18 protein-coding genes are annotated in these 25460 nt (G+C 65.7%); 11 read left to right on the top strand and 7 right to left on the bottom strand.

What is annotated here, in order from left to right:
• The first annotated feature begins 77 nt into the window (after window positions 1–77).
• The 3 genes from I6F09_RS35740 (at window position 78) to I6F09_RS35730 (ending at window position 5891) form a co-directional block, all read left to right on the top strand.
• On the top strand, window positions 78–2165 hold the full coding sequence (locus I6F09_RS35740; protein ID WP_225190116.1) for an AsmA family protein: 2088 nt from the start codon (window positions 78–80) through the stop codon (window positions 2163–2165).
• Window positions 2166–2358: 193 nt separating this feature from the next.
• A complete protein-coding gene (locus I6F09_RS35735) occupies window positions 2359–4806 on the top strand; it encodes an adenylate/guanylate cyclase domain-containing protein (protein ID WP_225190115.1) in 2448 nt (815 codons plus the stop codon).
• 218 nt (window positions 4807–5024) lie between these two features.
• Complete coding sequence (locus I6F09_RS35730; protein ID WP_225137390.1) at window positions 5025–5891, top strand: hypothetical protein; 867 nt, start codon at window positions 5025–5027, stop codon at window positions 5889–5891.
• A gap of 143 nt (window positions 5892–6034) precedes the next feature.
• Here the strand turns inward: I6F09_RS35730 and I6F09_RS35725 are convergent, their stop codons facing one another.
• The 3 genes from I6F09_RS35725 to I6F09_RS35715 all read right to left on the bottom strand — a co-directional run bounded on the left by I6F09_RS35725 (window position 6035) and on the right by I6F09_RS35715 (window position 8957).
• Window positions 6035–6271 (bottom strand): AbrB/MazE/SpoVT family DNA-binding domain-containing protein, encoded by a 237-nt coding sequence (locus tag I6F09_RS35725; protein WP_036015962.1) that lies wholly within the window; start codon window positions 6269–6271, stop codon window positions 6035–6037.
• 74 nt (window positions 6272–6345) lie between these two features.
• A complete protein-coding gene (locus I6F09_RS35720) occupies window positions 6346–7674 on the bottom strand; it encodes a Spy/CpxP family protein refolding chaperone (protein ID WP_225190114.1) in 1329 nt (442 codons plus the stop codon).
• A gap of 209 nt (window positions 7675–7883) precedes the next feature.
• Window positions 7884–8957, bottom strand: coding sequence for a LysM peptidoglycan-binding domain-containing protein (locus I6F09_RS35715; RefSeq protein WP_225190113.1), 1074 nt, complete (start codon window positions 8955–8957; stop codon window positions 7884–7886).
• 180 nt (window positions 8958–9137) lie between these two features.
• Between I6F09_RS35715 and I6F09_RS35710 the strand changes: the two genes are divergently transcribed.
• From I6F09_RS35710 to I6F09_RS35700, 3 genes are all read left to right on the top strand, one after another.
• Window positions 9138–9830: a hypothetical protein gene (locus I6F09_RS35710; protein ID WP_225190112.1), complete on the top strand. Its 693-nt coding sequence runs from the start codon at window positions 9138–9140 to the stop codon at window positions 9828–9830.
• Between the two features lie 137 nt (window positions 9831–9967).
• Window positions 9968–12631, top strand: coding sequence for an EAL domain-containing protein (locus tag I6F09_RS35705; protein WP_225190111.1), 2664 nt, complete (start codon window positions 9968–9970; stop codon window positions 12629–12631).
• Between the two features lie 314 nt (window positions 12632–12945).
• A complete protein-coding gene (locus tag I6F09_RS35700; RefSeq protein WP_225190110.1) occupies window positions 12946–16410 on the top strand; it encodes an AAA family ATPase in 3465 nt (1154 codons plus the stop codon).
• Here I6F09_RS35700 and I6F09_RS35695 read toward each other — a convergent pair.
• From I6F09_RS35695 to I6F09_RS35690, 3 genes are all read right to left on the bottom strand, one after another.
• Complete coding sequence (locus I6F09_RS35695) at window positions 16385–18565, bottom strand: PAS domain S-box protein (protein WP_225190119.1); 2181 nt, start codon at window positions 18563–18565, stop codon at window positions 16385–16387. The two genes, I6F09_RS35700 and I6F09_RS35695, sit on opposite strands and share 26 nt — an antisense overlap.
• A 268-nt stretch (window positions 18566–18833) precedes the next feature.
• Window positions 18834–18956, bottom strand: coding sequence for a hypothetical protein (locus I6F09_RS37650; protein WP_346730145.1), 123 nt, complete (start codon window positions 18954–18956; stop codon window positions 18834–18836).
• A gap of 99 nt (window positions 18957–19055) precedes the next feature.
• Window positions 19056–19232, bottom strand: a complete 177-nt coding sequence (locus I6F09_RS35690) for a hypothetical protein (protein WP_156447317.1) — start codon at window positions 19230–19232, stop codon at window positions 19056–19058.
• Between the two features lie 148 nt (window positions 19233–19380).
• On the opposite strand from I6F09_RS35690, the gene I6F09_RS37645 reads away from it, so the two are divergent.
• The 4 genes from I6F09_RS37645 (at window position 19381) to I6F09_RS35675 (ending at window position 22127) form a co-directional block, all read left to right on the top strand.
• Window positions 19381–19512, top strand: coding sequence for a hypothetical protein (locus tag I6F09_RS37645; RefSeq protein WP_260345447.1), 132 nt, complete (start codon window positions 19381–19383; stop codon window positions 19510–19512).
• Between the two features lie 243 nt (window positions 19513–19755).
• Complete coding sequence (locus tag I6F09_RS35685) at window positions 19756–20781, top strand: lactonase family protein (RefSeq protein ID WP_225190109.1); 1026 nt, start codon at window positions 19756–19758, stop codon at window positions 20779–20781.
• Between the two features lie 68 nt (window positions 20782–20849).
• A complete protein-coding gene (locus I6F09_RS35680) occupies window positions 20850–21020 on the top strand; it encodes a hypothetical protein (protein WP_167361671.1) in 171 nt (56 codons plus the stop codon).
• A gap of 213 nt (window positions 21021–21233) precedes the next feature.
• Window positions 21234–22127: an HlyD family efflux transporter periplasmic adaptor subunit gene (locus I6F09_RS35675; RefSeq protein ID WP_225190108.1), complete on the top strand. Its 894-nt coding sequence runs from the start codon at window positions 21234–21236 to the stop codon at window positions 22125–22127.
• A gap of 123 nt (window positions 22128–22250) precedes the next feature.
• Here I6F09_RS35675 and I6F09_RS35670 read toward each other — a convergent pair whose 3' ends face one another.
• Window positions 22251–23099, bottom strand: a complete 849-nt coding sequence (locus I6F09_RS35670; protein ID WP_036015927.1) for a caspase family protein — start codon at window positions 23097–23099, stop codon at window positions 22251–22253.
• Window positions 23100–23519: 420 nt separating this feature from the next.
• Between I6F09_RS35670 and I6F09_RS35665 the strand changes: the two genes are divergently transcribed.
• A complete protein-coding gene (locus I6F09_RS35665) occupies window positions 23520–25247 on the top strand; it encodes a hypothetical protein (RefSeq protein ID WP_225190118.1) in 1728 nt (575 codons plus the stop codon).
• The last annotated feature ends 213 nt before the right edge of the window (window positions 25248–25460 follow it).

Below are 25460 nucleotides of genomic sequence, written 5' to 3'. Positions count from 1 at the left end.
CCGGGGATAAACTCCGGGCGCAAAGGACGGGTGATCGGCCGGGTTCGGCGCGGATTGTCCGTTGCTGGAAAGTCGACATGAGAGCATTGAAATTCGTCGGCGGGGCTTTGGCCGCCGTCATCGTCGTGATCGCACTTCTGCTCGTGGTCGGGATCCCCTCGGGCTTCCTGACCTCGACGATCGCCTCGCGCCTCGAGAGTGCGACCGGCTATCGGCTGTCGATCGACGGCACCACCAAGATCAGCCTATGGCCGACGCTGAACGTCACGCTGAACGACCTCACGCTGGCCGACCCCAAGGACCGCAGCGGCATCACGCGCCTGACGATCGATCGCGTGCAGGCCGACATGTCGCTCGCGAGCGTGTGGTCCGGCAGGCCCGAGATCAGCGAGCTCGTCGTCACCCGTCCCGTGCTCTACCAGCCGCTGCTGCGCGAACGCCTGCCGAATGCGGCCGCGCCTGCGAAGCCGCTCGCGCTCGACACCAAAGGCGCCACCATCGACCGCATCAAGATCACCGACGGCGAAGTGGCATTCTCGCGCCTGCGCGACCGTGTCGAGGGCCGCATCAGCGCCATCAACGCCGACGCGACTCTGGACCGCGACCGCAAGGTCAACATCACCGGCACCGCGCGCGTCGGCGATCACCCGACCAAGTTCGACATCAAGGCGGCCTCGCCGGCCGAACGGCCGGCGTTTCATGTGGATTTCGCCATCGATATGCCCAGCGTGCTGAAGTCCCAGCTCACCGGCCAGGCCGAGATGCGGCTGAGCGGCAATGTCGTGATGATCAACGGCGTGAACGGCAGGCTCGGCGATGGCGCCTTCAATGGCTGGGCTTCCGTCGACATCGCGAGCAAGCCGCTGGTCAAGGTCGATCTCGACTTCCAGCGGCTCGCCATGCCGCTGGCGAAATCGCCGGAAAGCGTGTCCGGGCAGCCCTGGAGCAACGCGCCGATCGACGTGGCCGGGCTCAACTATGTCGATGCGCAAGTGCGGATCTCCGCCAACGAGGCCGTGATCGGCGATGCGCGCATTGCGCCGCTGGCGCTCGACGCCAAGCTCGCCGGCGGCGTGCTGAAGGCCGGCACGGCCAATCTCGGCGCCTATGGCGGCCAGGTCTCGGGCGAGGTGATCCTGGACGCGACGACCGGCGCGCCGAGCTTTGCGATGCATTCCGACCTCGTCGGCGTGCGCGCGCTGCCGCTGCTCCAGAGCCTTGCCGAGTTCGATCGCATCGACGGCAAGCTGCAGGCCAAGCTCGCCCTGCGCAGCGCCGGCAACAGCCAGCGCGCGCTGATGGCGAACATGCAAGGGACGGCCTTCGTCAATTTCCAGGACGGCGCCATCCGCGGCATCAATGTCGCGCAGATGATCCGCTCGCTGACGACGAGCACGCTCTCCGGCTGGCAAGGAAACCAGAATGGAAACCAGAACGGAAACCAGGACCCGAGCCAGGAGCAGAGCACGGATCTGTCGCAGCTCTCGGCCTCCTTCCGCATCGACAAGGGTCAGGCGGTGACGACCGATCTCAACCTGATCGGGCCGCTGGTGCGCGTCACCGGCGCCGGCACCATCGCGCTCGACACCAAGATGATGGGCTTTCGCGTCGAGCCGAAGCTCGTGATGACGACCGAAGGCCAGGGCCGCACCTCCGAGCCGGTCGGCTTCGGCATTCCCGTGATGATCCAGGGCTCCTGGTCGCAGCCGCGGATCTATCCCGACATGGCCGGCATGCTGGACAATCCCGACGCCGCCTATGCCAAGCTGCGCGAGATGGGCAAGGGCCTGTTCGGCCCCGACGGCGCCGGGCTCGGCAACATCCTGGGCAGCCTCGGTAGTAACCTTGGTCTTGGTGGCGCCGCCGCGCCGGGCAGTGGCAATGCAACCGGCAATGCCAATCCGCAAGGCCAGCAACCGGGACAGAACAATCTGCTTGGTGGCCCGCTCGGGGAGGCGATCGGCAATCTGATCCAGCAGGGTCTCTCCAGCGGCGCGGGGAGCGGCACTGGCACCGGCACCGGGCGTAACCGCAGCCTGCCGGCAACGCCCTCGACGCCGGCGCCGCAGGCCTCCCCTGCGGCCCCCGCCCTGGAGGATCCGCCGGCCGCGCAGCAGGACAGTCAGCCAATGAACGACGTGCTGCGGCAGCTCTTCAACCGCTAAGCTCCCTCCTTCGAACAGATCGGGCTGCGACCATCGCCGCCCGTCCACCTGCCCAGGAGGCCACAGGGGGTAACCACACCGGCCGGTCCGCCGGCCGCGCGACGGCCCTTCGGTCCAAATTGTGCTAGAACGGCTTGGAAGGGCCTGTACGGCCCATAGCGCGCAGCGTCAGTGGCGGCGCGAGAGGATCGGGATGGCAGGAGCGAACGACAAGACACGATCTCTGCGCGAGGGCCTGTTCGCCAAATACGTCGTCTCCCTCGTCGGCCTCGTCGTGTTCGTCCTTGCCGTCAACGGGGCGATGGAGACCTGGATCTCCTACCGCGCGACGCGGACACAGCTGACCGACGGGCTGGAGGACAAGGCGCAGGCGGCCGCCCGGCGCATCGAGCAGGCGATTTCCGAGCTCGACCGCCAGATCAGCTGGGTGACGCGCGCGAGCCAGGACACGCTGGAGAAGCGCCGCGCCGACTATGCGTCGCTGCTGCATCAGGTTTCCGTCGTCAACCAGCTGTTCCAGCTCAACGGCGACGGCCGCGAGGTGCTGCGCGTCTCCAGGCAATCGACCACGACCGGCGGCAATGCCGACCTCTCCCGCGACGTGCGCTTCACCGACGCCGTCGCCCGCGGCGTCACCTACGCGCCGGCCTGGTTCGCCGACCGGACGCCGTTGATGTCGATCTCGGTGGCGCATTCCGGCTTCAATGCCGGCGTCACCGTGGCCGAGATCGACCTCGGTTTCCTCTCCGACTTCCTGTCCGACGCGCAAGTAGGCAAGGCCGCCTTCGCCTATGTCGTCGATCCGCGCGGCCGGGTGCTGGCGACGTCATCGAAAGGGCCCGAGATCGGCAAGGACCTCTCCAAACTGCCGCAGGTGGCGGCCGCGATCGCGCCCGGCCACGAAGCCGAGACGTCGGGCACCGACTTTAACGGCCATGCGGTGATGAGCGCCGCGAGCATCGTGCCGAAGCTCGGCTGGAGCGTGCTGTTCGAGCAGCCGACCACGCAGGCCCTGATGCCGATCCGCGACCAGCTGGTGCGCATCGCGCTTCTGATCGGCATGGGCCTGATGGTCGCGATCCTCGCCGGCACGCTGCTCGCCCGCCGCATGATCATCCCGATCACGGCGCTGCGCGACGGTGCGCATAAGCTCGGCGAAGGCGATTTCAGCCACCGCATCGACGTGCACACCTCCGACGAGCTGGAAGACCTCGCCGGGCAGTTCAACCGCATGGCCGACCAGATCCAGGAGACCTATTCGAACCTGGAGACCAAGGTCGAGGAGCGCACCCGCGATCTCGCGCAGTCGATCCACGAGCTCAAGGTGCTGGAGGAGGTCGGCCGCGCGGTGGCCTCCTCGCTCGATCTCAACGCGGTGCTTGCAACCATCGCCGCCCGCGCCATCGAGATCACCCGTGCCGATGCGGTGCTGATCTACGGCTTCGACGCCGAGGCGCGCCGCTTCAACCTGGTCGAGGCCAACGGCATCGACAAATCCGCCGAGGGCGCGCATGTCACCATCGCCCAAGGCGGCAACATCCTGAGCGATGCCGCCGACAGCGGCGAGCCGATCGCGCTGGCCGAGCTTGGCGATGCCGCCGAGCAGCCGCTGCGCGAGGCCGCGCTCGCGGCCGGCTTCAACTCGGTGCTGGTGGTGCCGCTGATCGACCAGCAGGGCACGCTCGGCTCGCTCGTGGTGCTGCGCCGCGCCACCGGGGCGTTCGCGCCCAGCATCATCGGCCTGATGCGCACCTTCGCCAACCAGGCCGTGCTGGCGATGCGCAATGCGCAGCTGTTTACCGAGGTCGACCACAAGAGCCACGCGCTGGAGGCGGCGAACACGACCGTGCGCGCGCAAGCCGACAAGCTCCGCGAGCAGACCGAGCAGCTCAAGGACTGGAACAAGTCGCTGGAGGAGCGAGTCAGGACCCAGCTCGGCGAGATCGAGCGCATCCGCAAGCTCGAGCGTTTCCTGGCGCCGCAGGTGGCGCAGCTGATCGCCTCCTCCGACAGCCCCGAGGGGTTGCTCACCAGCCAACGCCGCGAGGTCACGGTGGTGTTCTGCGACCTGCGCGGCTTCACCGCGTTCACGGAGGCGACCGAGCCGGAAGAGGCGATGAACGTGCTGCGCGAATATCACGCCGCGCTTGGCCAGCTGATCTTCAAGTACGAGGGCACGCTCGACAAATATGCCGGCGACGGCGTGATGATCCTGTTCAACGCCCCGATCCAGTTCGAGGACCACACCAAGCGCGCGGTGAAGATGGCGGTGGAGATGCGCGACACGATCGGCCCCCTGACCGAGCGCTGGCGCAACCGCGGTCATAGCCTCGGCTTCGGCATCGGCGTCGCGCTCGGCTATGCCACGCTCGGCCAGGTCGGCTTCGAGCAGCGGCTGGAATATGCCGCGATCGGCAGCGTCACCAACCTCGCCTCCCGCCTCTGCAGCGAAGCCAAGCCCAACCAGATCGTGGTGAGTCGCCGCGTCTACGGCATGGTCGAGCCCTGGGTGGAGGCGCGCGCCCTCGACGACCTCCAGCTCAAGGGCTTCAATCATCCGGTGCTGGCGATGGAGATTTTGAGCTGGCGCGAGGAGGTGGAGAACGTGGTGGATGCGGCGGCGGTGCGGCGGAGGGGGTAGCCGCAAACAAAACTGCGAAAACAACCCCATGCACAGTAGGCAGGGGCTTTGGGATCAATGACTTACGGCAGGCCTCGGCCGCGTGCCGCGCAATTTGACACGTCGGGCAAAACACCGGCAGATTGGCAGCATCCCAGCTCCCTCTCACGAACCACATCCCTCCTCCCCGCGACCAACCATCGCCTCAACGGCGAGGCGGACTTCGTGGGAGACGATTCGTGACGCTTGCCCTGCCTTCGCGTGCCTATGATTTGCAGATGCTGGACCGGCCCGCGGATCGCGCGCGCGACCAGGGCTGGGTGTTTGGGCTGCCGCCGGGCATTGCATCCGAGCAATGGCCGCTCGATCCCGTCACCGGCTATCCCTTGATGCACGGCTTCACGCTTCTGCTGCCGGAGGATTATCGGGTGCATGGCGCGGACATCGTCGCGTTGTCGTTCTTCGCCACGGCGCCCGATCACAATGATGGCGGCGCGCCCGACGATCCCGAGATTCGCGAGGCGGTGCTGGCACGGCCGTCGCATCCGCGGCTGTCGCGCATGACCGACATTCTCGACTACGCCTATGCCGCGCTGCTCTTGACGAAGGCCGAATATGACGGCGCGTTCGCCGCGCCGCCGGCGCCGCTTGCGCTGGCAACGGTGGAGCGGCCGCGCTGGCTCGATGTCGGCGGTGCCAGCGCCTTCTTCGAGGCCGCACCTAGCTACGCCAAGAAGATGTTTGCAGCCCCGCCGCGTGCCGATCTCAGCGAGACGCGCGCGATCGCGCTGTCGCCGCGCGCTGATGATCCCAACGCCGGCAAGGGCCCGCAGGATGAGCACGTGCGCGAAAATCCGCCGACCGGCTATCAGCCATATTACTACTATGTCGGCGGCAAGCCGGGCCGCGACAATTTCCGCCTGCACGACTGGGCCAAGGATCACGCCCACAACCACCTCGGCGGCACCATGCGGCCCTGCCAGGCCGTGCCGGAGATGAGCCCGTTCTATATCGAGTTCGAGGAATATTTCGGCGGCTACAATTTCGGCGGCGGCAACGCGCAGCTCGACTTCAAGGACATGAAGTTCGACTGGGCGTGCGGGTGATCATGGAAGCCGCGCAAGGATCCGGACTTTGCGATGATGCGAGCGTTCACGGAGCCATGCCGAGGAACGGATTGACGATGGTGAGCCCGCCGATGCTGCGGCCGTGCTGAAGGTCCCAGAATCACCGCTGTCAAAGAACGCGATCACCGCTCGTTCGCCTCGTCCCGATCGAATTTGTAGCCGGCGGGCAAGGCCGCCCAATTGCGCGCCTCCATGTTCTCGATCGCACGCCGACGCTGCTCCGCCTTGGTCTCGATTTCGATCGCGCCTTTGCGAGTGGCCACGATATCGATTTCGTCGCCCTCCTTGAGGCCGAGTTCATCAACTAGCGCTTTGGGCAGGCGCACTGCGAGGCTGTTGCCCCATTTGGAAACCAGCACCAGCACCCTCCGTGATGTGCATCCCTATCTGCATATCATAGGGAGATATGATGGCATTCCAAGCTGGCGTCCCCTCACGCCCCTCGCTTTGGTCCGATCGCCTCGAATCCGGCCTTTTGCTCGTCGCTGAGATCGGCCTGGAAATCGTCGAGCGCGTCGGCGATGGCGCCGACGGCTTGCAGCATGGTCTGCAGCCGCGTCTTCACGGCGGCGAGGCGGGCCTGCGGGGTTGCGGCCGGCTCGGTCGGGCAGGCGCTGAGCGTCTGCATGGTGCGGAGCGTGGTGTCCTGCAGCACCTCGAAGCGGGCGCGGGCGACCTCGTCGAGTTGGAGCGTGGTGGCGATGTCGGCGGCGGGCCATTGCTGCTGGAGCAGCTGCTCGTATTGGCGCTGGGCGTTCTCGTCGGAAACAGGATCGTAGTCCGCCTGGCAGGCCTTGGCCGCCTGCGCGTCCTTGGAAGCGTTCTTATCAGCGTTCTTGCTCGCGTTCTTGATATCGTTCTTGTCAGCGTTTTTGGACTGGTAGGACGCCAGCGCGGCGCGACGCTCATTGGCTAAGGCGTTGAGCCGGGCTTTCTGGTCGTCATTGAGCAGGCCGACGAATTTCGACAACGGCGCTTCCATGGTGTCGATGGCCTTGATCATGGCCTCGACACGCTCGCGCATCAGGCCGAGGCGCTCCGCCGCATTCCCTGGCGTTTGCGCCGGGCAGGCGGTGCGGATGGTGTCGCGCGCGGCAAGCCAGGCGGATGAGAGTTCGTCGAGCGCGGTGCGCTGAGCTTCGTTCGGCGCAACGGCGCTCGCGACGCGCTCGACCGGCAGGCCGCCGGTATCGCTGGCCTCGCACAGCGTCTCCGCGGTCGGGACCTTTCGCGCGCGACGGCCTTGCGGCACGGTGTAGGCGGCAAGCTCGGTGGCGGCATAGGGCGTGAACAGCGCGGCATAGATATCGCCGTAGCCGTAGAGCGAGAGGCTGGTGGTGTCGCCGAAGACGATCGCATTGGTGAGATCGTCATGGGCGAACGGCCAGAACACCGGGCCGACCCAGCCATAGCTGCCATCGGGATGACGCCACCAGCCCTGCGGGCGGCGGCCGCCTTGCCAGCCCGCCAGCGCAGCCTGCGCCGTGAGGGCCGCACGCATCACGTAAGGGTTCGACAGCTGGCTGCGGTCGGCCCCGCGCGGGTCCTGCGACCTCAGCGCCGCGGAGCGGTAGCGGCCGCCGCGCACCGCCATGCGGGAATGGCGCAGGCGCGACAGGCCGATCACGTGGCCGACGGCGAAGCGCGCAACCCCGACCGGACCGCCGCGCAAGCCGAACTGCGCCTCGGCTCTGTCAGGCAGCAGCACTGTTGCAACCACCAGGACCGCGCCAGCCAGCGCCAATCCCATGCGTCCCGGCATGATCGTTGACCTAACGACCAATTTGGCCACGTCTTGTTTGGCCACGTCTTGTTTGGCCACGTCTTGTTTGGCCACGACTTGTACGGCCACGTCTTGGCCCTCCCACCCGCGCCAAGTGCGCAATGCGTCGCATCACGAAGACGCGCGAGGGAACCGAATGTTCCAGAGAGACATAGGACAATGCGTCGCAACGCGCCGGCCGTGCCGTGTCACTCCGCCTTTTGCGGCATCACGAAGGTCTGGCCGGGATAGATCAGATTGGGATTCTGGATCTTGTCGCGGTTGGCGTTGAAGATCACGGCGTAGCGGGAACCGTCGCCGTAAGCGAGCCGGCTGAGCGCCCACAGGCTATCGCCGCGGGCGATGATCCGGCTGCCGCCGGCCTCGGCCGGCGCGGCGGTGAGCGCCTCCGCCGGCGAGGCCGATGCAACCACGGTGGCCCTCGGCGCCTGCGCGAAGGCCTTGGGTTTCGGCGCGCCGATCAGTTTCGGCCGGGTCGCTTGCTTCTCAGGCACCGACGCCAGCCGCGGCGAGGCCGACGGCAGCGCGGCGACGACATCCGATTTGTCGTCGGGCTTCTCGGCCGGCTTGGCCTGCTGCTTCGCAACCGGCGGCATGCGCACGGGCGGCGGCGCCGCCGCGGCGATTGTGACCGGCATGGTCCGGCCGGATTCGGTGACCGTGCCGTCCGGCGCCCTGGCGCGGAGCGTCAGGTCATATGAGCCGGCCGGCAGCTGCGGCGGGGTCATCACGAATTGGCCCGAGGCGTCGGCGACCACGCTGTCGAGCGGCTTGCCGTCGCGCAGCAGCTCGACCCGCGCACCCGGCGTGGCGCGGCCGGCAATCACCGCCGCCTCGCCGTGATCGTCGATGCGGGCGACGTCGAAACGGGGGCCGGCATCTGCAGCCGGCGCCGGCGGCTTGACCGGCACGAGGTCACCGAGCGCGGCCACCTGCTTCTGGGTCTCGGCCAGCGCGCCCGCCTTCGGCTCGGGTGCAGGCGGCGCGCTGTCGACGAGCTTCGGCTGTTCCGGCTTCAGCTCTGGCTTGGATTCAGGCTTGGACTCAGGCTTGAACTCCACCTTGGGCTCGACCTTGGCTTCAAGCTTGGGCTCGACCTTGGCTCCGACCTGGGGTTCGACCTTGGCCTCCGGCTTGGCGGCGACGGTGACCTTCGTCCCATCAGGCAGCAGGCGGCGCAGCTCGGTCGGGCCGATCACCAGCGCGGTGCCGACCAGCGCGAGCAGACAGAAGGCAATGAAGGCCTTGGAGGCGGTGATCATTTGAAAAGGACCTTGGGTGGCAAATCAGCCGAGGCCGGCAAGGTGCGCCGATTTGGCTGCCGCAGCAAGACTGTCGATAGGATTATGCTTCCGTCCAGGCGCGCGGGATGAACCGGCGCGACCACGCGGGTGTCCAAGTATCAAGGCCGCCTGGCGGCATTCTTCAAGGGAATTCCTCCCGTGACCGTATTCTCCCGTGCCGCGGGATCCCTAGCGGTTGCTCTGACGCTGGCCGCTGCACCCGCTTTGGCCGCCTCCGGCCCGCCGCCCGGCTTCACGCTTTCCGACGATGCCGATCTCGCCTTCACCTCGCCCGACGGCGCCACCAGGCTTGAGCAGTATATGAAGGAGGGCGAGGATTTCGACATCAAGTGGCAGGTCTGGGCGCGACGCGGCGGGGAGATGCGCGAGCTGAAGCCCGAGCAGGGTTATCCGGCCGGCTTCCGTTTCACGGCCGACTCGCGATGGCTGGTGCGGATCCAGAAGACGGGCTCGGGCGAGCAGGACCTCTTTCTCTATCATTTCGAGAACGGCGGCTTCGTCAACGCGACCAAGACGTCGCTCGGCGATCTGGCCTGGGCCTACTTCCGCAGCCGGCCCGACACCAAGAGCATGAAGCTCGACTATCACATCACGGCGAATCTGGTGAAGGGCACCGAAGATGCGTATCGCTGGCTCGGCGTAAGCTGGCCCAACAACCGCTATCTCCTGATCTCGCTGTCGGGCGAGATGGACAAGCCTCCGAAGAACGGCGCGGCGAAGAGCCTTGCGGATTGGAAATGCCGCTATGACCTCGCGACCGGCAAGTTCGATGTGCCGAAGATGTTCGCCAAGGGCAACGCGGCAGCCTTGAGGTGGGAAATCAGGCGGTGAGGTCCTGCGGTCTCGCCGCGGTCTCCTGTACGATGGAACCAACCCTCTGATTCCATTCCGATTCATATTTTCCTAACCGTCAATGGTAACGGGGTCTTGTCGGTTTTGCTGCATCTTGCATCCCACGGGAGGGCTGGATGGGCGCATCGATCCGATGGACCGCGCGAACGCGCGCGTTGCTCCGCCGTTGGCGCGGAGCGCCGCTGACGTGGCTGATCGCCGGCGGCTTCGTGCTGATGCTTGCGACCGCCATCGGCACCGCGCTCACGGTCGACCGTTTCCGGCAGAATGCCATCGAGAGCGGTCGCGACAGCCTTGAAAACGCCGTCCGCATGCTCGCCCGGCATTTCGACCGGCAGTTCGAGGACTTTGCGGTGCTGCAGAAGAGCATCATCGCCGAGCTCGAGAGCCACGGCATCCAGTCCGCCGAAATCTTCCGCAGCGAGATGGGCACGCTCGCCGTGCATGAGGTGCTGCGCGCGAAAGCCAGCGGCTGGTCCGACGTCGCCGGCGCCAATGTGTTCGATTCCAGGGGCGTGCTGATCAACTCGTCGCGGCAATGGCCGGTCGCCGATATCTCGATCGCCGATCGCGGCTATTTCAACCGTCTCAAGGACGATCCGGCCGCACAGGAGGAGGTGGAGGTCGTGCCCGGCCGGTTCGGCAACGGACCGGCGATCGTGTTCGCGCGGCGCATCTCCGGCCCGCACGGCGAATTCCTCGGGCTGGTCTCGCGCGCGATCACGCCCGAGCAGCTCGAATCCTTCTTCGCCTCGACCGGGCTCGGCGAGGATTCCTCGATCGCGATGCACCACCAGAACGGCCAGCTGCTCGCCCGCATTCCACACGTCGAAGCGATGATCGGGCAGAACTTCCGCACCGGCACGCCGGAGCAAATGGCGGTGTTCGAGCGCACCTTCGTCACCACCCAGCTCGCAAGCCCGATCGACGGCAAGGACCGCATCGTCGCCTCGCGCCTGCTCACCGGCGAGCCGCTGGTCGTGGTCGCGACCAAGTCGCTCGATGCGACGCTGGCGACCTGGCGCACGCAGACGAAATTCTTCGTCACCATTGCCGCGCTGTCGATCGGCCTGTTGGTGCTCACGCTGTTTCTGATCTTCCGCCAGGTGACGCACCGCCTGTCGCTCGAGAAGCAGCGGCTCGACATCGCGATGAACACGATGACGCAGGGCCTGTTGATGTTCGATCAGGACGAGCGGCTGATCGTCTGCAACCGCCGCTACATCGAGATGTATGGGCTCTCGGTCGCCGTGGTGAAGCCCGGCGTCCACTTCCGCGACGTGATCCGGCACCGCCGGGACACCGGCTCGTTCGAGGGCGACATCGATGCCTATTGCGACGACATCCTGAGCAATGTCGGCCGCACCAAGAGCGCGATCGTCGAAACCGCCGACGGCCGCCTGATCGAGATCAAGAACCAGCCGGCCGCTGCCGGCGGCTGGCTCGCCACCCATGACGACGTCACCGAGCGCATCCGCGCCGACGAGCGCATCGCCCATCTGGCGCATTACGACGCCCTCACCGATCTGCCCAACCGCGTGCTGCTGCGCGGGCATCTGGAACGCCGCGTCGCCGAGCTCGCGCAAGGCACGCCATTCGCGATCCTCTATATCGACGTCGACGAGTTCAAGGGCGTCAACGATTCGCTCGGACACGAGGTCGGCGACGAACTGCTGCGCCAGGTGGCGAACCGCCTGCGCGCCTGCGTCAGCGGCAACGACATGGTCGCGCGGCTGGGCGGCGACGAATTCGCCATCGTCAAGGCCGGCACCTCCGATCCGGCCGAGCTGACGGCACTGGCGGAAACCATCCTCAAGGCGTTGCGCGCACCGGTGGATTGCAGGGGGCACGAGGTTCCGACCGATGCCAGCATCGGCATCGCCGTCGCGCCCGATCACGGCGACAATCTCGACGATCTGCTCAAGCGCGCCGATCTGGCGATGTATGCGGCGAAGTCGGAAGGCCGCCGCACCTTCCGCCTGTTCGTGCCCGAATACGACGCCAAGGCGCGGCAGCGCCGCCAGCTCGAGCTCGATCTGCGCCAGGCGCTCGCACGCGGCGAGTTCGAGGTGCACTACCAGCCGCTGGTCGACCTCACCGCCAATGTCGTCACCGGCTGCGAGGCCTTGCTGCGCTGGCGCCATCCCGAGCGCGGCATGGTTTCGCCGGCGGAGTTCATCCCGGTCGCCGAAGACACCGGCCTGATCGGCGAGATCGGCGAATGGGTGCTGAAGCAGGCCTGCGTCGAGGCTGCCTCGTGGCCGGGACGGATTCACATCGCGGTCAACGTGTCGCCGGTCCAGTTCCGCTCGCGCACGCTGGCGCTCAAGGTCGCCGCTGCGCTCGCGCAGTCCGGGCTCGCGCCGGGCCGGCTCGAGCTCGAGATCACCGAGACGGTGCTGATCCGCGACGACGAGGAGGCGCTGGCGATCCTGCAGCAGCTGCGCGAGCTCGGCGTGCGCATCGCGCTCGACGATTTCGGCACCGGCTATTCCTCGCTTAGCTATCTACACCGCTTCCCGTTCGACAAGATCAAGATCGACCGCAGCTTCATCAGCGACATCGGTCAGTCCGAGGACTCCTCGCCGATCGTGCAGGCCGTGGTGCGCATGGCCGCCGCGCGCCATATGGCGACCACCGCCGAAGGCGTCGAGACCGAAGCGCAAGCCGAGGTGCTGCGCCAGCTCGGCTGCAGCCAGATGCAGGGCTGGCTGTTCAGCCCGGCGGTACCGGCGACGAAGCTGAAGCAGCTGCTGGCGGCGCAGGCGGTCGCGGCCTAGCCGGCGACGCCACGTCTGGCCCGGATGTCCGCTGCGAGGAAAGCGGCGCCGCTGAGTGTTTGGTTCGAGGTCGTGCAGCGATTTGACAATCAGCGACCGACAGCTATCAATTCATTGAATTCTGCGCACCTGGCTCGTCGAAATGGTGAGCCGCCGATCCGCCTCATTTTCGAGACGCGGGCAAGAAACGCTCAAAATGCCGATGGTTTGCCTCCATTGGCCGCCGCAACGAAGAGTCGCATCGAGTCCCAATCCAAGCGCAAACCACAGGCATTTTGGAGCCACTCAGCGCAATTTGAACCAGGGATTTCTGCATGCCGAATGATGAGTCGAGGACGGGGACGGAGCGTCTGAGACACTGGCTTGAAAGCGTTGGGCTCAGCCAATACACGGACCTCTTCGTCCGCCATCGCATCGATCTCGACATCCTGCCCCACCTGACCGAACCGGATCTGGCACAGATTGGACTGCCGCTCGGAGACCGCAAGCGGCTTCAGCGTGCAACGGCGTCCCTTTCCGGAATGGCCGCGCCAGCCGCGGGCCACACATTGCCCGCTACGGCAATCGTTGCGGAACGTCGCCAGCTCACCACGATGTTCTGCGACATGGTCGATTCCACCGCGCTCTCCGCACAGTTCGATCCCGAGGACGTGCGTGACATGATCGCGAGCTTTCGCGAAACCTGCGTGGGTGTGGTCAAACACTATGAAGGATTTGCCGCCCGCTTCGTCGGCGACGGCATCCTGGTCTATTTCGGCTACCCGAAGGCGCATGAGGACGATGCCGAGCGAGCGGTGCGGGCTGGTCTCGAGATCGTGCGGACATTGTCGACCGCGCCTGCGATCGAGCCGCTGGGTGCGCTCAACCATGCGCCCGCCGTCCGGATCGGCATTGCGACGGGACTGGTGGTCGTGGGCGACTTGGTCGGCCAGGGGACCGAGGAGCGCGATTCCGCGGTCGGCGAGACCGTCAATCTGGCGGCGCGATTGCAGGGCCTGGCGCCGCCGAACGGGGTGGTCATCTCGTCGTCGACGCAGTCGCTGTTGAAGGGAAAGTTCGACTATCGCAATCTCGGGGTCCATGCACTCAAGGGCATAGCCGGAAGAACACAGGCGTGGCATGTGGTACGGCCGTCGCGCGTGGAGACCCGCTTTGCCGCAGCCATCGGCTCCCGGCTGACGCCACTCGTCAATCGCGACGACGAGATCACGGTTCTGCTCGGCCGCTGGGAGCAGGCCAAGGCGGGCGACGGCCAAGTCGTGGTGCTGTTCGGGGAGCCGGGCATTGGCAAGTCGCGCATCGTCCAGGAAATCTTCGTGCGGATTGCGGGGGATCGGCACGGGCATGTCTCGTTTCAGTGTTCGCCCTACTACAGCTCGACGGCGTTCCATCCCTTCATCGAGCAGCTCAAATTTGCCCTGGGCCTCGACCGCGACGATGCTTCGGCCTCGTCTCTGTCGAGTCTCGAGCGGACCGTTGCGGCCGCGCATGGCGACATCGAGCAGATGACGCCGCTCTTTGCGGCGCTGCTGTCGATCCCGACCGGAGGTCGCTATCCTCCGCTCGATCTGTCGCCGCAGCAGCAAAAGGACGCCATCGTCTCCGCCCTCATCAATCATCTCCTGGGCCTCGCGCACGATCAGCCGCTGGTGATCGCCTTCGAGGACGCCCATTGGATCGATCCGACATCCCGGGAGGTCATCGATCTGCTGGTGGAGCGGGTCCAGTACACGCCCATTCTCGTCGTCATCACCTGCCGTTCCGAATTCAAGCCGAGCTGGAGCGCTCACTCTCACATCACGACGCTGGTGCTGAACAGGCTGAGCCGGCAGCAGCGGACGACCTTGGTCGAGCGGGTTGCCGGCAGCCGCAAAATGCCGAAGGAAGTCGTCGAGGACATCATCGTCAAGACCGACGGCGTGCCGCTGTTCGTCGAGGAGCTGACCAAAGCCGTTCTCGAAAGCGACCTTCTGACCGAGGAACGCGGAAACTATGTGCTCTCCGGTTCGTGGCGACCGCTGGCAATCCCGGCGACGCTGATGGATTCGCTGATGGCGCGTCTGGATCGGCTGGGCCCGTTCAAGCGGGTCGCACAGATCGGAGCCACCATCGGCCGGCAGTTCTCCTACGAGATGCTGAACGCTGTCGCCTCCGTACCAGCCGACCAGATCGAGGCGGCGCTCGATCGCCTGGAGGAGGCAGGGCTGATCGTCCGGCTGGGCCATCCGCCGGATGCGCTCTACTCGTTCAAGCACGTGATGATCCAGGATGCAGCGCATGCGAGCCTGTTGCGCAGCGAGAGGAGACGGCTCCACGCGCGGATCGCGTCGGTGCTGAGTCAGAACTATCCGGAAAAGACCGAGCGCGAGCCGGAGCTTCTCGCCTATCATCTGACCGAATCCGATCAAAGCCAGCCGGCTGCAGCTTCCTGGATCAAGGCCGGCAGGCACGCCGCAAGGTTGGGAGCCTATTTGGAAGCGATCGGCCACCTGCGCCGTGGCCTAGCGGTCGTCCTCGGCAGTCCCGAGATGCCCGACCGCGATGAAATGGAGCTGGAGCTTCGCATTGCGCTGGGTAACGCGCTGATCGCTGCCAAAGGTTACGGCACACAGGAGGTGGAAGACAATTTTGCCCGAGGCCTCGAGCTCGGACGGCAGCTCGATGATGAAGACAAGGTGCTAGCGGCGATAAGAGGCCTTTGGATGCACCACTTCATTCGGGCTGACCTGACCAAGGCGCACGGTCTGAGTGCCGCACTCCTGAAATTCGCCAAACGGGAACGTCCGAGCGAGTTGCTGTCGAAGCAGACCCTGTACCTCGTGGAGGCCCACAGGTCGATCGCGGCGACCATGCTTTACCGCGGGCGGTTTCTGGCGGCGCAACATCATCTTCGTCGCTCCATCGAACTCGATGATCCGGTTCTGCATCGCGGTTCGGCGGAAAGGCTCCTCAATCCAGGCGTCATGTCGATGTCGTACCTCGGATACCTGCTATGGTTCCTGGGGCAGCCCGACACCGCGCGGCAGCACAGCGAGCAGGCGATTTCCGATGCCGAGCAAATGCGCCATCCTTTTACGCTGGCATTCGCGCAAGTGTTTGGCGCGTACCTTTGTCAGCATCTGCGCGACGTCACGGGCACCAGAGATTATGCCAGCCGCGCGATGACCATTTCATCGCAACACGGCTTTCTGCATTGGAAGCAACAGGCCACCATTCTGCATGGATGGGCGCTGACCGAGCTCGGGGACATGGATGCAGGTCTGAGCGAAATGCGCACGGGCGTCGAGGGTTATGAGGCGCAGAATTCCTGGCTCGCCAGTTGCTGGTTCAGATGCCTCCTCGCGCAAGGCTATGCGAGGGCCGGTCTGTCGGAAGCGGCCTTGCGCGCGCTCGATGGTGCCTTGACGGTCGCGAAGAGGACGGGCGATCACTTCTATCTGGCGGAGATCTACCGCCTGCAAGGGGAGTTCATCCGGGCTCATGCCGGACCAGCGGCCGACTCCGAGGAATTGTTCGTGCAGTCGCTGGAAGTCGCGCGCGGACAGAATGCCCGCTCGTGGGAGCTGCGGACAGCCGTCAGCCTGGCCCGCCTCTGGCGAGATTCCGACAAGCTTGAGCAGGCGGCGGACCTGCTTGTGCCTGTTGTCGGCAGGCTCCGTGAAGGGCTCGTCACGCCGGACGTGAAAGAAGCCATCGCGCTCGCAAGCGAGCTCGATATGCTGTCATCCAGAGATCAGCCATGGATCGCGCGAATCAATTCGATCCGACAGTGCCCGTGACCGGCATCGACATGCGACAGCGCACGCCGCCCGGTTCGAAGGCGAGATCGAACTCGCCGCCGAGGTCCGCCTCGACACAGCGCTCCATCAGCCGCGTGCCGAAGCCGCGGCGCATGGGCGGCGTGACTTTCGGGCCGCCGGATTCCACCCATTCATAATCGAGAATGGTGCCGTGCCCGGCATTCCGCAGGCTCCATCGCATCAAGAGCGTCCCATCCGGCGCCGACAAGGCACCGTACTTCGTCGCGTTGGTCAGGAGCTCGTTGAGAACCATCGTAAAGCTGAGCGCCGAGCGCGCATTGAGCGCGACGGGTGGACCTTCCATCCTGATCCGGCCATCCTCCGCAACAGCCGCCGTGATGTCCTCGACGAGCCGCTGGAGCGGAGCGTCCTGCCACTTGCGCTCGGTCAAGAGATCATGCGCACGAGAGAGCGCCAGCAACCGGCCCTCGAAGGTTCGATTGAAGTCGTCCAGACTGCTGGTATGGCGCGCGGTCTGGCCGGCGAGCGATTGCACCATCGCCAGGGTATTCTTGACGCGATGATTGAGCTCATCAATCAGGAGGGTTTGCGCCATTTCCGCGCGCTTGCGTTCGGTGATGTCGACCAGCATGTTGACTGCACCGATCAGCCTGCCCCCCGAATCGAATAGCGGCGTCGGATAGGGAATGAACGGCACGCGCGTGCCGTCCGGTCGCTCCGCGACAGCCTCCACTCCACGCACGGGCCGACCCTCCCGGAGCGCGATCGCCATCGGACATTGGTCGTGCGGCAGAGGCGTGCCGTCGGGCCAATAGAGCTTCCAGGTCACGCACCATTCGTCGCCGGGCAGCGGCGTGCGCCCGGCCATCTCGACGGCGGTCTTGTTGTAGAAGGTGATGCGGCCGTTTGCGTCGGTGGTGTAGAGTGCGGCGGGCAGCGCCTCGAGCAGATCGCGCATATGCTGCTCGCTCTCGCGAATCCGATCCTGCAATCGCTTGGCTTCCGTGACGTCGTGACTGACGCGAACGCCGTAGCGGAAGCGTCCCGCGCTGTCCGTGACCGAAGAGCTGAAGATCTCGAGATAACGCACGCTGCCGTCGGGGCGCAGGGCGCGCTTGCGGCAGGTGTAGCTTGGAATCTCGCCACGGACCTGTTGCTCATAGAGGGCAAGATCCGCGGCGCAATCGTCGGGATGAGTATAGTCGGAAAAGCTCATCCCCAGCAGCTCCTCACGGGATCTCCCGGTGATCTCGCTCAGATAATCGTTGACCCGGAGCAGCCGCCCATGTTCATCGGCCTCGGCGATGCCGACCTTGGCCGCTTGGTAGGTTGCAGCGAGGCGAGTCTCGCTCGCCTCGCGCGCCAGCTCGGCCACGCGCAGCCCGGTGACGTCAGCTGTAAAGCAGCGCGTGCTGACGAACTTGCCGTCCTCGACACGACTGTTGGAGGTGATCAGTACGTGCTTGATCGAGCCGTCCTTCGCGCGCAGGCGGGCAGGATAACGGTCCAGCCTTTCGCCGCAGGACAGTCGGTGGAGAATGTCGCCGATGACGGGGGCGTCCGCGTGAAATTCGGCCACATGGTGACCGATATACTCTTCGGCGCTGTAGCCCAGCAGATCGAGCTCGGCCTGATTGGCCCTGCGAATGATGCCGTCGCCACCCACGATATGGAGTCCGACCGCACTGTTCTCGAAGAAGTCCTCGAGATCCTTGGTCTTTGCACGAACCTCTTCCTCGATCTTCTTGCGATCTGAAACGTCCTGAAAGCAATTGATTGCGCCCTGGATGCGGCCGGCATGATCGCGCAGGGGACGGATGTTCACGAGTGCAGTGATCCGCGAGCCGTCCGGCCGTTCGATCATGACCTCCGTGTTACGCGCGGGGAGGCCGAGCCGGACCGACGTGGCCATGGGGCACTCGGAATGCGGAAGCAGGGTGCCGTCCATCCTGTAGAGACGATGCGACCCGCAGAACTTTTCGACGGAACCAAGCTCCGGAGTTCTGCCCCACAATTCCGCGGCTTCGCCGTTGTAGGTCACGATCCAGCCTTCACTGTCGCAGACATAGACCGCGCCCGGAATGGCCTCGAGCGCTGCAGGAGCCGCCGCCACCAGGGCCTCGAATTCGGTCAGCTTGCGGGCAGAGAGCGGAAATTCCTCGACATTCGAGATACTTAGCCCCGACGTGCCGCAGGCGGGCGCCTACGCAATCAGCTTGAACGCATCCAAGCCCAGAGCGTTCCAAGGCCCGCCAACCGCTGGTTGAGATTTGGCGGCGCCGAGTGCGGTCCCCCCTGTTGTGCTGATGCCGACAGCACGGCGCTCGACGACGGGCGCACCATGGTCTGGCCCTATTACGTCAACGGCCGCCCCAAGATCCGCTGCTTCATGCCCGGCAGCATGACGTGATCCGGAACGGGCTCGGCAAGGTAAGAGAAGCTCACATCGATTGTCGGGCCGCCCTCACTTCGGCGAATTCGGCGTCGGAGTGGCTGACGATGGTGGCGACCATGATGCCGCTGATGATCAGCGACCAGGCGGTGTTCCAACAGATCCAAAACACGAGCCAGCCTCCCTTTTCCCTCTCTCGCGCCCCGAGCTAACGGCAGAGCGATGCCGCCGTTCCCGGCGCGGGGCCTGCCGCGAGGGCGGCGGCAAGGAACTATTTTGGTTTGGTCGGCGGCGCCGCCCGATCGGTTTGGCCGGTGTGGCGCTTTGCCACGACATCCGCATCGCGCTCGCCCTCGTGCGGGCGCGGCGGAAGCTTGGGCTGGCCGGCTTGACCGCCATGCTTGCCGCCCATGTCGGGCTTGCCTTCGAGATCGTTTGCGCGGGACATGTCGGTTCAATGCGTTCGCAGCGCATTGGTTCGCGACAGCATCGGCCGTTTTCGCCCTGTGAACGGCCTCATAGAACCGCCGCTCTTTGCAGTGCAGGATCGCTGACGCGGCCCTTGGCCTCGCGGCTTGCACCGATGGATTGGCCTGATGCGAAAACGACTCATCCTCTGGACCCTCATGACCTCCGCCCTGGTCGCGATCACCGTGTGGACTATGCTCGGGCCGCCGGACCAGCCGTCCGGGTTGCGTCTGCCCTCCCGAACCGCAGCGGCGCGCTGACCCGGCATCCTGCGACCGATGCGATTTCGGCATCGATCGATCCCCATTGGATTTTGGTGCGGCGTCGCTCCGCCCGCTATGCTCGCGGCAAAAACGATAATACCGCGAGCCAGCTTTCAGGAGGAGCCCATGTCGAGACCGATGTCGAGACCGATCCGACGCATCGCATCGCGCGCGCCACGCGCTGCGATCGCCGCCGCCCTGTTCGCTTCGCTTACCCTCATTTCTGGAGTCCGTGCCGGTATGGCCGAAACCTTCGCCTATGTCGGCAATGCCGACAGCAACGACATCAGCGTGTTCAAGATGAGCGAGAGCGGCGAGATGACGCTCGTGCAGACGGCCGCCTTCAAGGGCGTCGAAAAGCCGGGCTCCTCGACACCGCTCGCGATCACGCCCGATCATCGTACGCTGATTGCTGGAATCCGATCGCAGCCCAATCTCGCGGTGAGCTTTGCGATCGATCCCAGGACGGGCGAGCTCGACCATCTCGGCAACGGACCGCTCGCCGACAGCATGGCCCATATCGCCATCGACCGCAGCGGCAAGTTCCTGCTCAGCGCCTCCTATGGCGGCAACAAGGTCGCGCTGAATCCGCTGCTTGGCAACGGCGTCGCCGGCGAGCCCAAGCAGGTGATCCCGACCGGGCTGAACGCCCACGCCTTCCTGCCCTCGCCCGACAACCGCTTCGCGTTCGCGACCAATCTCGGCTCCGATCAGGTGCTGGCCTTCGCATTCGATGCCACGACCGGCACGCTGACGCCGAACGACCCGCCGGGGCGCAAGGTGCCGGAGAAATCGGGGCCGCGGCACTTCGTGTTTCATCCCGGCGGCAAGTTAGTCTATCTCCTCCACGAGCTGAACGGCGACGTCGCGGCCTTCACTTATGAAGCCAGGAGCGGCGCGTGGGACGAGATCCAGCGCACCACCGCGCTGCCGGAAGGGTTTTCGGGAAAACCTTGGGCGGCCGACATCCACATCACGCCGGACGGCCGCTTCCTCTACGCTTCCGAGCGCACCACCAGCACGCTCACCGCCTACAGGGTCGATGGCTCGAGCGGCAAGCTGACCACGATCGGCAGCGTGCCGACCGAGAAGCAACCGCGCGGCTTTCAGGTCGATCCCAGCGGCCGCTATCTCGCCGCGGTCGGCGAGCTCTCCGACAGCATGACGGTTCATGCCATCGACCAGGGCAGCGGCGCGCTGACCAAGCTGAAATCCTACCCCACCGGCAAGAAACCGAACTGGGTCGAGTTCCTGAAACTGCCGTGAGGAGCCATCGCCGACCTACGTAAACATCCGTAATTTCGCGAGGCCCGGCTTGGCGTCATATCTCGGTCATGGACCGGCAGATTGTCTTCAAATGCCCCCAGACGGGCCTGAACGTGCAGCATCGGCTTACCGACGAGCCGAGCGATCGCACGCACGTGTCGGTGTCGTGTCCGGCCTGCACGCGGCTGCATCTGATCGAGCGGGCCAGCGGCAAGCCGGTGGGTGAGCGGCGCCGCTGACGCCCGCCGCGCGCGACTCGAGCTCTTCGGAGCGAACCTGTTCTCCAATCCCGCGACTCATCAAAGACTTGCTTTTCAAAGACTTGCTTGCCGCGACTGCCGGCGGCGGCACGGCGTCCTGTTTCGGGACGACGCGGCCGTAGTGCGGGCGGCGGCCATCTGCTATCGATTGGAGGCATAGCCCAAGTGGAATTTACCCAATTGGAATTTCCGATGCGTCATTTGCCCCGCGCCGTTGTTCGAAACCTGTGCCCCGCAGCCGTCGCCGGGCTGCTCGTCCTCGGCCCCCATCCAGCCGGTGCCGCCGATGACGACGCGCCAAAGGGGCCGGCGGTCACGGTGCTGAAGGTTGCGAAATCCTGCTTCTCCGACGTCGTCGAAGCCACCGGCACGATCATCGCGCGGGAGGAAACCTCGGTGCGGCCCGAGCGGCCCGGCCTGAAGGTCACGGACGTGCTGGCGGAAGCCGGCGACACCACCACCGCCGGCCAGGTGCTGGCCCGGCTGGCGCTGCCCGAAGGCGGCACGCTTCAGGTCACCGCGCCCGTGGCGGGGGTGATCGCGACCTCGACCGCGCAGATCGGCAACTTCGCCTCGACCAAGGGCGAGGCGCTGTTCACGATCGTGGCGCGCAGCGAGTACGACCTCGTCGGCCTCGTCGCCACCACCGATGTGCGCAAGCTCGCGGTCAATCAGCAGGCCACCGTGCGGATCCCAGGTGGCGGCGACATCAGCGGCAAGGTGCGCCGCATCGGACCGACCGTCGAGCCGAACATCCAGCAGGGCATGGTCTATATCGGCATCTCCTCGCAGAAGCGGCTGCTGCTGAATGGGAGCGCGCGCGCGCTGATCAAGACCGGGCAGAGCTGCAACGTGGCGGTGCCGCTGACCGCCGTGCAATATTCGTCCGCCGGCACCGTGGTGCAGGTGATCCGCCGCAACCGCGTCGAGACCAAGCGTGTCGAGGTCGGCTTGATGTCCGGCGGCAATATCGAGGTCCGCGACGGCCTCAGCGAGGGCGACGTCGTCGTCGCCCGCGCCGGTGCCTTGCTGCGCGAAGGCGATCCGGTGCGTCCCGTGATGGCGAGCGCGGAAGCGGCGAAGTAGGAGCAACGTCGTAGGTACAGGGTGGGTTAGCCGAAGGCGTAACCCACCTCTTTGCTTTCCAAGCTGACGCGAGAGAAGCGGTGGATTACGCCTTCGGCTAATCCACCCTACAAGAGCCGCGAACTAACCGCCGGCTTCGCCGAAACGGACGTCTTCGAGCAGCGACGACGATACGGTCGGGACCTGGTCGCCTTCGCTGGCGCGGGAGATGGCGAGGCGGGTCTTGTTGAAGACGCTCTCGGCGCTGCCGGGCTTGCTGAGGTTGTTGAGGAACTCGCTGACCAGCACGCTGTGCTCGCCCTTCCCGTCGTCGACGACCTTGCCGGGCGAGGCGGAGGTGAGGATGAGCGCATTGTCGGACGCGCTGATCGGCGCGAGACCGTGGCTGTAGGAGCGGAAGCGGCGCTCGTAGGGATTGCGGCGGGAGGCGTCGACCACGACGAGCTTGGCCTTGGCGCCCTGCTCCTTCATCATCTCAAGCACGCCCTCGATCGACACGCCTTGGCGGCGGACGTCCTTTTCCTTCCAGATCACGGCATCGACCGGCAGCATGTAGCTCTCGCGGCCGGCCTGCACGCCGTAGCCGCCGAAGAACAGCATGACGACGCTGTCGCGGGTGATCCGCGACTTCAGGCGGCTCACGGCGCGGACCATGTCGTCGCGGGTCGCATCTTCCACCATGTCGACGTCGAAGCCGTTCTTGCGCAGGGACGAGGACAGCGCACGGGCGTCGTTGATCGACTGCGTCAGCGGCGCGCTGGCGTCGGGGTAATGTCCATTGCCGATGACGAGCGCCAGGCGCGAGCTCTGGCCGATCGAACCAGTGATCTGGTCGGTCGAGACCGCCTTGGCGGCATCGATCGCACGCATGTTGAGAGCAGCATGGGCGCCGATCACCAGCGACACCGTGCCGATGAGGGCCGCGGCGAGGGCGATCGTACGTCTGGAAAGGTCGAGCTGCTTTAGATTCATCTCGCTTCGTTTCCTGTGCCAAAGACCTACCAAGCGCGCGCACACTGTTTGAGTAGCGCGATAGCGTCTTTAGGTTTGAGGGATTGGCCGGGGATGTGACCCCGAATTGCGCGCAATTTGCGGCGCCGCACCAAACAAACCCTTAACCGGATATAGGCCCTGGGGCAATAGATTGCTCAAAATTTGAACTAAGCGTCTGAATATACTTGATAATTCTCCGATCCAAATTGCCGCCTTTACGGCCTCCCCGTAGCCTACCGGAGAGCGATCATGCAGCCTTCGTGCCGGCTTTTCCGTGACTTCCATCACATTTGTTTTTCCCGCGAATCCGGGTAGCTTTTTCAACGACTTGCAGGGGGTGGCGCGCAGATGGCAGCGTGCCTGATGTCCCCGACCAAGGCCCCCGCGACCAGGTATTTCATGAGCTTTCATTATTTTGCCGGCGCCGCCTGCCGGGCGCTGACGGCGCGGAAGGACGGCCCCTCGCTTTACGACGTCTGCGATCCCGTGTTGTCCGATGCGGCCAGCGGCGATCCGCATCTCGCCAAATTCTACAGGACCGCCCTCGGCAATCCCGCGCTGCGGATCCTGCTCCGCCGCGCCGGCCTGCCCGAGCTGCGCGACGAGGGGATGCTGACGCGGCTGCGCGCGGCCCTCGCCCAGGCCCGCGACGAGGCCGAGCCCGACTGGGCGGCGGTCGGGCAGCCGATCGCCGATCTCGTCGACAGCATCGCGCTCGACCACCCCAAGCCGCCGCCGGTGCCGTTCACCGCCGTCATGCCCCAGAGCGCTGAGATCGACGGCGTGATCCGCGATTGCGCGCAGCATCTGCTCGGCTCGTACCGCCGCAACGGCTTCCTGCCGACCTACGCCGCCTTCAACCTGATCGGCGATCCTGATGTCCGCGGCCGCGAGCTGATCATGGCGCTCACGGGCCTCAACGCGCGCGGCTACAAGAATTCCTCGCTGCTGTTCAACCTCGCCCGCGTCTTCATCGCGCGCTCGCCCGCGCGCGCCGTAGTCAATCCGCCCTGGAAAGGCATTGCCGAGCCGATGTGGGAGCCAGTGCAGATCCGCCACCGCTCGGCCTATTACGACGCGTTCTTCATCGAGGCCCTGCTCGGCTTCGTCGAGACCGGGCTCGCCTCCCCGGCCGACAAGGTCGCGGCGGAGCGCGCGATCGCCGACATGGTCGATTTCTGCGTCAACATCAGTCGCGAGGAGGTCGAGGGCTTGGGCGGCGCGCGCTTCAACGTCGTCACCGCACTGGCGCCGGCGCCGCATCCGCGCTTCTCCCGTTACTTCGCGCAGATCAAGCAGGACCTCGGTTTCGGCATCTACGTGCCGGATTGCGACACCACGGCCTGCTCGATCTCCGCGGCGACGCAGGCCGGCTGTACCGACGCGATCATCGACCAGCCGCTCCTGGATTTCTATGCGGGCTATCAGGTGCGCGCCGGCGTCAACGAACCGCGCGTGACCGTGCCGCTCAACGACAATATCGACTATGAGGGCGGGGTTGCGACCTGGATCGACAATCTCAAGGGCGAGCGCCCTTACGGCAACGATCTCGATCCGACGCTCAATCTCGACATTCTCGAGGTAAGCTTCCGCAACCTTGAGCGCTGGAAGGTGCTGGAGACGCCGTCGCGGCTTGCAACATTGCACCGGATCATCGGCTTTCAGAAGCGGCTGGCCGCCAGCGGCGCCTTCGCCAATCCGCGCTCGCACATCTATTATCTGCCGGAGCTCTACAGCGCCTATTTCGGCCGCTGCTATGCCGCCTTCCTGGCGCTGCCGCTGGCGGCGCAGGCCGCGATCGATCCCGCCGGCGATTTCGATTTCATCCGCCACCGCGTGCTGTCCTACGTCAAGGGCGAGCTGATGGCGGCCGAGATGAACGTGTTCGACGCCGCGCTGGCACTGATCGCGCTCGGCCATCTCGGCGCCGACCCGCGCGCCTTCGCACCGGCGCTGAACGTGATCGTCGCCGGGCTCGGTGAAGGCGGCCGCCGCGGCCCGTTCCGCGCCTATGAATGGAACAAGATGAAGACGCCGACGCGGATCCTGGTCGGTGGCCCGGAGGTGACCTCGGCGTTCGTGCTGATGGGGCTGGCGGTGGCGAAGCGGGCGATGGCGCGAGGGTGAGGGGTCTCGTAGGGTGGATTAGCGAAGCGTAATCCACCATCTGACCTCCGCGGATACGAACAGTGGTGGGTTACGCCTTCGGCTAACCCACCCTGTACCCTTCTGGCGTTCGGAGGCCAGTCAGTTGGTGTAGGCTGGTCGCCGGGCCGATCCGCCGGGAGCCGCCTTGCCCACCTGTGCCTAGAGCACCGACGTAGGACCCGCGCCCTGGCG

The sequence above is a fragment of the Bradyrhizobium sp. IC3195 genome, assembly GCF_020193585.1.
In the GTDB taxonomy this organism is placed as follows: Bacteria; Pseudomonadota; Alphaproteobacteria; order Rhizobiales; family Xanthobacteraceae; genus Bradyrhizobium; species Bradyrhizobium yuanmingense.
Note: the sequence above shows the minus strand (reverse complement) of the source record. Positions and strands in the feature narration are given on the sequence as shown.

Coding starts and splice junctions, on each gene's coding strand:
- I6F09_RS35740 (WP_225190116.1), top strand. CDS start 78: ATGAGAGCATTGAAATTCGTCGGCGGGGCTTTGGCCGCCGTCATCGTC.
- I6F09_RS35735 (WP_225190115.1), top strand. CDS start 2,359: ATGGCAGGAGCGAACGACAAGACACGATCTCTGCGCGAGGGCCTGTTC.
- I6F09_RS35720 (WP_225190114.1), bottom strand. CDS start 7,674: ATGCCGGGACGCATGGGATTGGCGCTGGCTGGCGCGGTCCTGGTGGTT.
- I6F09_RS35715 (WP_225190113.1), bottom strand. CDS start 8,957: ATGATCACCGCCTCCAAGGCCTTCATTGCCTTCTGTCTGCTCGCGCTG.
- I6F09_RS35705 (WP_225190111.1), top strand. CDS start 9,968: ATGGGCGCATCGATCCGATGGACCGCGCGAACGCGCGCGTTGCTCCGC.
- I6F09_RS35700 (WP_225190110.1), top strand. CDS start 12,946: ATGCCGAATGATGAGTCGAGGACGGGGACGGAGCGTCTGAGACACTGG.
- I6F09_RS35690 (WP_156447317.1), bottom strand. CDS start 19,232: ATGTCCCGCGCAAACGATCTCGAAGGCAAGCCCGACATGGGCGGCAAG.
- I6F09_RS37645 (WP_260345447.1), top strand. CDS start 19,381: ATGCGAAAACGACTCATCCTCTGGACCCTCATGACCTCCGCCCTGGTC.
- I6F09_RS35685 (WP_225190109.1), top strand. CDS start 19,756: ATGGCCGAAACCTTCGCCTATGTCGGCAATGCCGACAGCAACGACATC.
- I6F09_RS35680 (WP_167361671.1), top strand. CDS start 20,850: ATGGACCGGCAGATTGTCTTCAAATGCCCCCAGACGGGCCTGAACGTG.
- I6F09_RS35675 (WP_225190108.1), top strand. CDS start 21,234: ATGCGTCATTTGCCCCGCGCCGTTGTTCGAAACCTGTGCCCCGCAGCC.
- I6F09_RS35670 (WP_036015927.1), bottom strand. CDS start 23,099: ATGAATCTAAAGCAGCTCGACCTTTCCAGACGTACGATCGCCCTCGCC.
- I6F09_RS35665 (WP_225190118.1), top strand. CDS start 23,520: ATGAGCTTTCATTATTTTGCCGGCGCCGCCTGCCGGGCGCTGACGGCG.